The organism is Peribacillus alkalitolerans, assembly GCF_010882125.1.
Classification (GTDB): domain Bacteria; phylum Bacillota; class Bacilli; order Bacillales; family DSM-1321; genus Bacillus_BN; species Bacillus_BN alkalitolerans.
The window spans coordinates 105,889-116,673 of the sequence record NZ_JAAGVZ010000009.1; the positions used below are offsets into that span (position 1 = coordinate 105,889).

The 10,785-nt window shown below is 38.0% G+C and carries 12 protein-coding genes; 11 read left to right on the plus strand and 1 reads right to left on the minus strand.

The window, feature by feature from the left end:
- Positions 1–15: 15 nt before the first annotated feature.
- From G3O09_RS12610 to G3O09_RS12630, 5 genes are all read left to right on the plus strand, one after another.
- Complete coding sequence (locus G3O09_RS12610) at positions 16–1,290, plus strand: peptidase U32 family protein (RefSeq protein WP_163101848.1); 1,275 nt, start codon at positions 16–18, stop codon at positions 1,288–1,290.
- The gene (gene udk / locus G3O09_RS12615; protein WP_163101849.1) at positions 1,287–1,922 is read left to right on the plus strand and encodes a uridine kinase; all 636 of its coding nucleotides are present in this window, start codon (positions 1,287–1,289) and stop codon (positions 1,920–1,922) included. The genes G3O09_RS12610 and udk overlap by 4 nt, the downstream gene beginning before the upstream one ends.
- A gap of 271 nt (positions 1,923–2,193) precedes the next feature.
- Positions 2,194–2,670 (plus strand): transcription elongation factor GreA, encoded by a 477-nt coding sequence (greA, locus tag G3O09_RS12620; RefSeq protein ID WP_163101850.1) that lies wholly within the window; start codon positions 2,194–2,196, stop codon positions 2,668–2,670.
- Between the two features lie 56 nt (positions 2,671–2,726).
- On the plus strand, positions 2,727–4,493 hold the full coding sequence (locus tag G3O09_RS12625) for a peptidoglycan D,D-transpeptidase FtsI family protein (RefSeq protein WP_205439653.1): 1,767 nt from the start codon (positions 2,727–2,729) through the stop codon (positions 4,491–4,493).
- A gap of 71 nt (positions 4,494–4,564) precedes the next feature.
- Complete coding sequence (locus tag G3O09_RS12630) at positions 4,565–5,281, plus strand: YrrS family protein (RefSeq protein ID WP_163101851.1); 717 nt, start codon at positions 4,565–4,567, stop codon at positions 5,279–5,281.
- Positions 5,282–5,589: 308 nt separating this feature from the next.
- Here the strand turns inward: G3O09_RS12630 and G3O09_RS12635 are convergent, their stop codons facing one another.
- Entirely contained in the window at positions 5,590–5,793 is a 204-nt protein-coding gene (locus tag G3O09_RS12635) for a DUF2536 family protein (protein ID WP_163101852.1), read from the minus strand.
- A 169-nt stretch (positions 5,794–5,962) separates the two neighbouring features.
- Between G3O09_RS12635 and G3O09_RS12640 the strand changes: the two genes are divergently transcribed.
- The 6 genes from G3O09_RS12640 to G3O09_RS12665 all read left to right on the plus strand — a co-directional run.
- Positions 5,963–6,601, plus strand: a complete 639-nt coding sequence (locus tag G3O09_RS12640; RefSeq protein ID WP_163101853.1) for a class I SAM-dependent DNA methyltransferase — start codon at positions 5,963–5,965, stop codon at positions 6,599–6,601.
- 19 nt (positions 6,602–6,620) lie between these two features.
- Positions 6,621–7,319 carry a 5'-methylthioadenosine/S-adenosylhomocysteine nucleosidase gene (gene mtnN, locus G3O09_RS12645; RefSeq protein WP_163101854.1) on the plus strand — a complete coding sequence of 233 codons (699 nt, stop codon included), beginning with the start codon at positions 6,621–6,623 and terminating at the stop codon, positions 7,317–7,319.
- A 169-nt stretch (positions 7,320–7,488) separates the two neighbouring features.
- The gene (locus G3O09_RS12650) at positions 7,489–8,412 is read left to right on the plus strand and encodes a PLP-dependent cysteine synthase family protein (protein ID WP_163101855.1); all 924 of its coding nucleotides are present in this window, start codon (positions 7,489–7,491) and stop codon (positions 8,410–8,412) included.
- 1 nt (position 8,413) lies between these two features.
- The gene (locus G3O09_RS12655; RefSeq protein WP_163101856.1) at positions 8,414–9,547 is read left to right on the plus strand and encodes a bifunctional cystathionine gamma-lyase/homocysteine desulfhydrase; all 1,134 of its coding nucleotides are present in this window, start codon (positions 8,414–8,416) and stop codon (positions 9,545–9,547) included.
- Between the two features lie 323 nt (positions 9,548–9,870).
- Positions 9,871–10,101, plus strand: coding sequence for a YrhC family protein (locus G3O09_RS12660; protein ID WP_163101857.1), 231 nt, complete (start codon positions 9,871–9,873; stop codon positions 10,099–10,101).
- 559 nt (positions 10,102–10,660) lie between these two features.
- On the plus strand, positions 10,661–10,785 hold a 125-nt coding region (locus G3O09_RS12665), incomplete at its 3' end, for a YrzI family small protein (RefSeq protein ID WP_163101858.1).

Here is a 10,785-nt window from a genome sequence, read left to right on the forward strand (position 1 = left end):
AATGGAGGAATAGCCTTGAAAGCTATTACTGATAAAATTTCTGCAATTGTTGATGGTAAAAGGGTGATTGTCAAAAAACCTGAACTCTTAGCTCCGGCTGGAGACTTAGAAAAATTGAAAATTGCTGTTCGATACGGTGCAGATGCTGTATTTATCGGAGGTCAAGAATATGGTCTTCGTTCAAATGCAGGAAACTTTACTTTTGAAGAAATGAAAGAGGGCGTAGAATTCGCCAAACAATATGGTGCTAAAATCTACGTCACTACTAATATTTTTGCACACAATGAAAATATCGATGGTCTGGAAGATTATCTCCGTGGTATCGCAAAAGCTGGTGTACATGGGATTATCGTAGCTGATCCTTTAATTATAGAAACGTGCCGTCGAGTGGCTCCGAATGTGGAAGTTCACTTGAGCACCCAACAATCCCTGTCTAACTGGAAAGCAGTCCAGTATTGGAAGGAAGAAGGATTAGAGCGTGTTGTTTTGGCACGTGAAACAAGTGCAGATGAAATCCGTGAAATGAAAGAGAAAGTCGACATTGAAATCGAGACTTTTATTCATGGTGCTATGTGTATAGCCTACTCTGGACGTTGTACCCTTTCAAATCATATGACTGCACGTGATTCAAACCGTGGTGGTTGCTGTCAATCCTGTCGATGGGATTATGACTTATACCGAATGAGCAGCGATGAAGAATTGGCTCTTTTTGAAGCAGAAGATGCGCCATTCGCAATGAGTCCTAAGGATTTAAAATTAATCGAATCCATTCCTCAAATGATTGAGTTAGGTATCGATAGTTTAAAAATCGAAGGTCGTATGAAATCCATTCACTATGTAGCCACTGTAGTGAGTGTATACCGTAAAGTCATTGATGCGTATTGTGCGGATCCAGAAAACTTCAAGATTAAGAAAGAATGGCTTGAAGAGTTGGATAAATGTGCAAACCGAGAAACAGCCACAGCGTTCTTTGAAGGAACACCAGGGTATAAGGAGCAAATGTTTGGGAACCATAGCAAAAAGACTACAATTGACTTTGTGGGTCTTGTTCTTGGCTATGATGCAGAATCCCAAATGGTTACGCTACAACAACGGAATTATTTCAAACCTGGTGAGGAAGTTGAATTTTTCGGACCTGAAATTGAAAACTTCACTACTAAAATTGAAACTATCTGGGATGAGAAAGGCAATGAACTGGACGCAGCTCGACATCCGCTTCAGATTGTCAAGTTCAAAGTAGACAAGCCTGTTTATCCTTACAACATGATGCGTAAAGGAGAACTAGCATGAAGAAAAAACCCGTTGTAATTGGGGTCGCGGGGGGATCCGGATCAGGGAAGACTAGCGTTACCCGCTCAATCTATGAGACATTCAAAGGGCATTCCATTCTCATGTTAGAGCAAGATTACTACTACAAAGATCAAAGTCATCTTCCAATGGAAGAAAGACTGAAAACGAACTATGATCATCCATTGGCTTTCGACAATGACTATCTCAAAGAACACATCAATCAACTATTGAATTACCAACCAATTGAGAAGCCTGTTTATGATTATGCAATTCATACACGCTCTAATGAGGTAATTCGCGTTGAACCAAAAGATGTTATCATCCTTGAAGGGATTCTTGTTCTAGAAGATGAAGGTCTTCGTGATCTAATGGACATTAAATTGTTCGTTGATACCGATGCAGACATTCGTATTTTACGTCGCTTAGCTAGGGACATCAATGAGCGAGGAAGAACAATTGAATCAGTTATTGACCAATACGTAAATGTTGTAAGGCCAATGCATAATCAATTTATCGAACCATCAAAACGCTATGCAGACATTATTATACCTGAAGGCGGCCACAATCATGTTGCTATTGACTTAATGGTTACAAAAATTAAAACAATTCTTGAACAAAAGTCATTTTTGTAATAACATTGCATAGATAAAGTATATAGAAATAAATAGTACAAGCTGATTTTGTATACTCAAAATGTGTGAACTACATTTAATGATGCGCGCCCTTAAAGGACGCGCACTTATCTATGGATTCCTCTTAAGGGAATCCATTTACATAACCAAATGTATCCGCACTGAGCTACATTAGACCGAAAGCTATTATTAAAGGTCGAATAACATAATTTTTTGTGTTGGATTATCGGGGCAAAAAACCTTGATAGAGACTAAGAAGGAGTGAAAAAGTTTGGCTACAGAAAAAGTTTTCCCAATGACAAAAGAAGGTAAGCTTAAGCTTGAGCAAGAGCTTGAAAATTTAAAGTCTGTAAAACGTAAAGAAGTTGTAGAGCGCATTAAGATTGCTCGTAGTTTCGGTGACCTTTCCGAGAACTCTGAGTATGATTCTGCGAAGGAAGAGCAAGCTTTCGTTGAAGGCCGTATTACTACTCTAGAAAATATGATCCGTAATGCTAAAATCATCGAAGAAGATGAATTGAATTCTGATGTAGTTACATTAGGAAAAACAGTTACTTTTATTGAGCTTCCTAACGGAGACGAAGAAACTTACACAATTGTCGGTAGTGCGGAAGCTGATCCGTTTGAAGGCAAAATCTCAAATGATTCACCAATCGCTAGAAGTCTTTTAACAAAGACAGTAGGCGATGAAGTAGTCGTTCAGACTCCTGGTGGAGAAATGAATGTACGCATTATCTCTGTAAAATAATAAACATTATGTTTTAAATGACCGCACCTCGTCGACACTGTTGATGAGGTGTTTTTATGTTGAAGAAAAAAAGACTCTATACATTTGCAATTATTCAAATGCTCCTTATATGTGCATTGTTGGGGAGAATCGCCCAACTACAATTAATCGATACTGAATCTTTTTCAAAGCATAATATCAATTTAATTGAAGCAAGTGTGGCTCAGCGAACACAAACCGTTACGGTAGACGATGGTAGAGGTAAATTTTACGACCGGTTTGGAAATCCACTTGGACATGAGGAAATCCCGACATTAATCTTATTTCCTTTTTTAAAGAAAATGACTTGGCCTTCCAAAACGATTGCAAGTTTGGCAGGAATTAAAGAAGAAATATTATTAGCTGATATACAAGAAGCTAAAAAGCCGTTTCCGTTCTTAAAGGATGGAAAGCCCATAAAGCTATCTAATTGGCAAATGGAACAAATCAATAACCTTAAAATCCCTGGTGTTTTTGCCGTGGAACAAAATTTTGGTGTGAAACATGTCCCAGCACAGCAACTGATTGGTGGTTTAACACAATCTGCAGAAATAAAAGAAAAACGATATGGAGACAGGGAATTGTCCATAAATACGAAATTCGGCGATAAAGGGCTTCAAGAACAATTTGATGAAGTTTTACTTTCAACCGGAGAGTCTAAACTCGTGTTCCACGTTGATGGAACAGGGGGGCCATTGTTTGGATTGGACGTGAAATATTTATCTCCCTCCAACCCCTATTATCCAGTCAAGGTCATCACAACGATTGATAAAGAAGCTCAAAAGCTAGCCGAGAAATTAGTAGATGAGCATCATATTCAAACGGGGGGATTGATTTTGCTTGATATAGAAACGAGTGAAATAAGGGCCCTCGTGTCAAAGCCTGACGTAAGTGATAATCCCAATGAAGGACAAGGTGCGCATAACTTCATGTTCAAACGGGCGACACCTGGTTCCGTATTCAAAACGGTCGTGGCTGCAGCAGCCATTGAGAATGGTATAATAGATACAGAATCTGATCGAATGTTTAATTGTGATCAAAATATATTGGGTCAAAGTGAAAACGTAAAAAGAAAACTAGGTCAGCTAAATTTTGTGGATAGTTTTGCACAAAGTTGCAATCGGACTTTTGCTGAATTAGCCAACGATTTAAAGACTAAAAACCCTGAATTACTTGAAGAATATGCTGAAAAATTGAATCTTGTTGAGCGTTCAGGATGGACTGGGGAACTATTCCACAATGACTCATTTGAACAATTGTATAAAGAGGAACAAGGAAGAATATGGCTCAAAAAAGAGTACAACAAGGATAAAAACTTAATCTCCCAAACTGCGATTGGACAACAGGATGTGCAGGTCACTCCACTAGGGATCGCCAACATGATGGCGACTATCGCAAAAGGAGGAGAAAGGGAAAAGGTAAAAGCTGTCGATCGACTCGAATACGCCGACGGTACTTTATTGGTTGACTTTGATTCTAAAAAAATCGAAGGCAATTCTATTTCTTCTTTCACAGCTCAAAAGCTGCAATCCATGCTAAGAGAAGTAGTAACGAATTCTAAAGGAACGGGTGCGCTGTTAAACAATTTGCCTTATAAAGTTGCAGGGAAATCTGGGACAGCGGAAACCAACAAAGAACATGATAAAGAAAACCTTTGGTTTGCAGGCTATTTTCCCTTTGAAAAGCCAAAATACGCACTAGTTACCGTTAGACTGGATGCGACTGAAGGGGATGAGGGGGTAAAAAGATTATTCGCGGATATGGTGGCAGGATTATACAATTTAGATCATCGTGAACAAGAATAGATATTACTTCAAAGCTTGGGAAGGACATGGTAGAATGGCTTTAGCTTTGTTTAAAGGGGGAACATTTATTTATGAGGAATGGATTTGACTCATCTAGATACAATACTCGCTCTGATATGAAAACTAAAAAGAGGAAAATCAACAGGATATACAATATATTGCTAGGCATTGTCATCGTATTAATTTTTATTGTTGGAGGATCCATTTTCCTTGGTGGTTCAAACGAAGAGGCATCTACAGCTGACGATAAAAAGAAAGCGGAGTCTGAAACTGAAGAGAAAAGTACTAAACAAGAAACTGCTACTACTACTGTAGAGGAAGAAGAAACAGAATCAACAGAATCAGAAACAGATTCAGATTCCGAAACTGAAGAGACCGCTACAGAAACAGAAGAAGTGGCTGAAGAAGAAACCGACTTATCAACAACCGATCCAAATGCAAAAGTAGAGGTTGAGGGTAGTGGAGATAACGTTCGAACCGCCTACACAAATGATAGTTGGAAGCCAGTGGGGACCGCCCAAACAGGAGAACATAGTGCTGATTTCACCAAAGATGGAACTGATTGGACCGAAATGGAAAAGGCAATTATGTATGGTGCTGGCCAGACCGAGGGGAGCTATACACTTTGGTGGCTTCAAAAAGGAGAAAATCCTACAAGCCAAGCAATCGGAACTATCTCTCCAAAAGATAATAGTGTTACGTATAGAGTGTATATCGATTGGATAGACGGTCAAGGCTGGAAGCCAACGAAAGTTGAAGAATTAATCGTTAACGACAAAAAGAAATGATAGTTTAGAGGTGGTCTCCCGCATAATTTGGGATGTCCACCTCTTTTTTAGTCTCTTTTAAGAAATCATAAATTGGCAGCAGATAAGTAAGTAGCCAATTTTAGGAATAAAGTATAAGTGCAACTAGGCAATCGCCAGCGATAAGGCTTTGCGCTAGCCAAGTTTTCAAAGATACTTTCGAAATCTTAAAAATACTTTCGATATCTCAAAAATACAATCGAAAACCCAAAATTACATTCGAAAACGCACAAAATACTTTCAAAAATCACGAAATACCGATTTTTCGACAAACTTGCATTATATCACCATTATTTAGCACGGAAATGTACGACCGCACTATAAAATCGTCTACCTTCCTCACTGACAAACATTTGGTGGGATACAGAGTTTACACGCAGCATTATAGCTTTGTTAATTTCAATTTGATTAGCAATCTTTTTTTCCAGTTCTTGTATACTTTCAGCTTCAAAAAATTCTACTTTGTCTTCCATCAAATCAAAATGAATATTCAAGATCCATGCCTCCTTATACCGAATATGATATACCAAACAATATATTACCAAATGGGCTCAGTTTTTAATACTTGAAGATTAAGCACATCATGTGTTAAATTTAGAACAGTTTTAATTTTAATTCATACTATATCCATAGGAATTATATAAATTAAAGGGGAATCGTATTATGGGTAGAGAATTTCTCGATGTTTTTGAAAACTGGGCAGATTCATATGATGAGACTGTAATTGGACACGATGAAGAGTATAAAGAGGTTTTCCGTCATTATGAGCAAATTCTGAAGACTGTTGCGGATAAATCAATTGGTCATGTGCTTGAATTTGGTGTAGGTACCGGGAACTTAACTCAGAAATTACTTGAAAAAGGCCACAAGGTTACAGGAATTGAGCCTTCCGAGCCAATGAAGAAAATAGCAGAAGAGAAATTAGCAGGGAATGTAATTCTAAAAGATGGGGACTTTCTAGAATTTTCAGTTGATGGAAAGGTTGATAGCATAGTCAGTACGTATGCATTTCATCACTTAACGGATGAAGAAAAGGAAAAAGCAGTCCGTGGTTATGGAAACCTACTTGCAACTGGTGGTAAAATAGTCTTTGCGGATACGATGTACGAAACAAAGGAATCGTATAATCAAGCAATCAAAAATGCTGAAGAAAAAGGCTTTTTGAATCTTGCTAATGACTTGCAGACTGAGTATTACACTACTATCCCTTTTCTGAATGAAATTTTGGATGCAGCAGGCTTTGAAGTGAAATTTTCTCGTTGCAATGATTTTGTCTGGATTCTAGAAGCAACCAAACTATAATACGAGAAGAGGTTGTACCATGAAAGTTGCCATCATTGGAGCAATGGAAGAAGAAGTGACTATACTTAGAGGACAATTAGAAAATCTGCAACAAGAGACTGTTGCTGGTTGTGAATATAATTCAGGTACATTAAATGGTGTAGATGTAATTTTATTGAAATCTGGAATTGGTAAAGTGAATGCAGCTATGAGCACTGCCATTCTATTAGACAAATTCCAACCAGACTTTATTATTAATACTGGATCTGCAGGAGGATTTTCTCCTGATTTAAATGTGGGAGATATTGTCGTTTCCACTGAAGTTCGACATCATGATGTTGATGTAACTGCATTTGGTTATGAGTATGGACAAGTGCCTCAATTACCAGCTGCATTCCAAGCAGATGCAAAATTGGTTGAAGTTACTTTGAAAGCAGCAGAGTCCATTCATGAAGTAGCAGTGGCCAAAGGACTAATTGCTACTGGTGACTCATTCATGAATGATCCAGTACGTGTAGAATTCGTGCGTGGAAAATTCCACGATCTGCAGGCGGTTGAAATGGAAGCAGCGGCAATTGCCCAGGTAGCTCACCAATTCAACGTGCCATTTGTAGTCATTCGAGCACTTTCCGATATAGCTGGTAAAGAATCAAACGTAAGCTTTGAAAACTTCCTAGAAAAAGCAGCTCATCATTCTTCACAATTAGTCGTGAAAATGGTAGAGCAATTAAAAAACTGATTAAGCTTTAGAGGATTGCGGTCAATGATTGACAGTAATCCTCCTATTTGTACTTCGTAGAGAAGTAAGTCAATGAAGTGGCCAATTTTTTAGGAATAAAAATATTAGTGCAACATTCAACTATTTGCATATACAAAACTAGGGGTTTCAGACGATAGGAGTTTTGAAAATGAATGTCTACAAAAGCATACATGATTTAATAGGCAATACCCCTTTGCTTCAAATATCTCATTTTTCACTACCAGAAGGTGTCAATATATATGCAAAACTAGAATTTTTTAATCCAGGTGGTAGCGTAAAAGATCGTTTAGGCAAAGAATTACTAGAAGCCGCTCTAAAGAGTGGAGAGCTAAAGCCGGGAGGAACGATCATCGAGCCGACAGCAGGGAATACGGGGATTGGCGTGGCATTAGCTGCCATTAACACAGGCATACAAGTCATATTCTGTGTCCCAGAGAAATTCAGTCAGGAAAAACAAGAACTGATGAGGGCATTAGGGGCTAAGGTTGTCAATACTCCGACTGCAGAAGGTATGAAGGGTGCCATTGCAAAAGCGAAGGAAATGCTTGATGAAATTCCAAATTCATATTGTCCACAGCAATTCGGAAATCCATCTAACCCAGAAACGTATTATAAGACGATGGGTCCTGAAATTTGGCAACAGCTTGACGGGAATGTAGATGTATTTGTTGCTGGTGCTGGAACTGGCGGAACATTTATGGGAACAGCTTGTTATTTAAAAGAGAAGAATCCAAACGTTAAAACGGTTATCGTTGAGCCAGAGGGCTCCATTCTAAACGGGGGCGAATCAGGTCCCCATAAAACCGAAGGCATTGGAATGGAATTTTTACCAGGTTATATGGATTCCGAATACTTTAACAGCATTCATACAGTGCTTGATGTAGATGCATTCCATTATGTGAAAGAGCTTGCGGCAAAAGAAGGGTTACTAGTAGGCAGTTCATCTGGAGCAGCATTCTACGCAGCATTGAAGGAAGCTGAAAAAGCAAAGCCAGGAACCAATATTGTAGTGGTATTCCCGGATTCTAGTGAAAGATATTTGAGTAAGAAAATATATCAAGGAGGCATTTAGGATGAAAAAGAAAACGATGCTTATTCATGGTGGCATAGTTGGTGATCCACATACAGGAGCAGTTTCCACCCCTATTTATCAAGTGAGCACATATAAACAAGAAGGTATTGGAAACTTTAAAGGATTTGAATATAGTCGTACAGGAAATCCTACAAGACATGCATTGGAAGAACTGATTAAAGACCTTGAAGGTGGAAAAAGAGGATTTGCCTTTGGTTCAGGTATGGCCGCTATTACAGCTGTTGTCATGCTTTTTGACCAGGGGGATCATATTATTTTCACTGATGATGTATATGGTGGAACTTACCGCGTCATTTCAAAAGTCATGAACCGATTTGGTATTGAGGCAACATTTGTCGATACAAGTGATGTCGCTAATATTGAAAAGGAAATTCGACCAAATACAAAAGCCGTGTTCTTAGAAACACCGACAAACCCATTGCTGAAGATAACAGATATTGAAGCTGTTGCTCAGTTTACAAAAGAAAAGTCATTGAAATTGATAGTAGATAATACATTCAGCACGCCATATTGGCAAAATCCAATCTCATTAGGAGCCGATATCGTACTTCATAGTGCAACGAAATATCTTGGTGGTCATAGTGATGTTGTCGCTGGCCTTGTAGTGGTGAATGATGATCAACTTGGTCAAGATATGCACTTCGTACAGAATTCTACAGGTGGGGTATTAGGTCCGCAGGATTCATGGCTTCTAATTCGTGGAATCAAGACCTTGGGAGTCCGGATGGAAGAGATTGAAGAGAACACTAGACAAATTGTTGAATTCTTAAGCTCTAATCCTTCTGTAAGTAAAATTTTCTACCCTGGTCTAAAAGAACATCCAAATCATGGAGTAGCTGCAAAGCAAGCAAATGGATTTGGGGGGATGGTTTCCTTCGATGTCGGAAGTGCGGAAAGAGCAGATGAAGTATTATCTAAATTAAAATACTTCACACTGGCTGAAAGCCTTGGAGCTGTAGAAAGCCTTGTATCCGTACCCGCTCGTATGACTCATGCTTCTATCCCAGCTGAGCGACGTGCTGAGTTAGGAATCACGGATGGTTTGATTCGTATTTCGGTAGGATTAGAAGATGCTGAAGATTTAATTGAAGATTTAGCTCAAGCATTAAAATAAATAACAAACTAAAGGAAATGGGGGAAGATCCTATTTCCTTTTTTTATTTAGTTTTTTTATAATGGTTGTCGCCTATAGTGTAATTTTACTGTGTTGATTGAAGCGGAAAGCAAGTGCCTGGAGAGGAAATTAACGGACAATCTTTATTGCCTAAAACCAAAAGTCTAATGTATAGAGCCATTACAAAAAAAATTAATCTTATGCCACTCTCAGATATTTTGTACTTCACTTTTCTTATTCCCAACAGTTTCATAATGCTCTCTTTTCTACTTCGTGATAGAGTAATAGAGTAGATTTTTTATGAAAGTGTAGGTGGGATAAATATGGAAAAACAGAATAAAGTATGCCAAAACAAGATGGTCGATAATAAAAGATTCGCTATTACTCTTTTAGCTGTTGGGGTTTTCTTTTATTTGGGAGCAGTTATCCCATCCGAAGGCAAGAGTGAATTTGACACATATGTCATGTTTGGTTCATCAGTTGGTTTCCTAGGCGGATCTATTTTCTATTTCTTTAGATCAAAGGCTTTTAAAAATAAATTAAATAATAAATGATACTACCCAATGGACAACCATTGGGTTTTTTTATTTTTTAGCTATGTTAAATCGCATTATTGAATTGTTACATGTTGATTGGTGCGGAAAGCGAGTGCCTCTCGCTGCAATCAACAGACTAGTTTAACAGAGCCTATTGTTTAAAAAACAGCTTTAATCCTTGAATGTTAGATACATAATTATCTTTTTGTAAAAATATTGACGAAAAAACTTTTGAAAAATAGGCAATTAAATGGTTTACTTTTAATTGAGTTTTGGATATACTTACCAGTGTAATGATAAATTGTAAAAAGGAGGTCGGATGACATGACTAAAGTTTATTTTGAAATTGTTGTAGATGCCCAAACTGAATATCAATTTTCACACATTCGACCAAACCGGTGCAATTTGTAAAGTCTTACTTATCCATGCTATTATCATGACTTTATGGCCGTAGGAAGAAATGTGTTTCCTGCGGCCTTTTTATGTCTTAAGACCGTCAGGGGTTTTCTTCCTGCGGTCTTTTTGTGTCCAAAAATCATGAAATAGCTCACAGAAAACATTTAGGAGGTGATTTTATATGACACTGAACCTTTTATTTTTCACCATAACCATAAAAGCCAGCAAGACTTCGTTAGAAGAGGCAATCCATCAAGAAAACATTAAAAAGATCCATGAAAACAATTTCAATAAAGCCCTAGAATT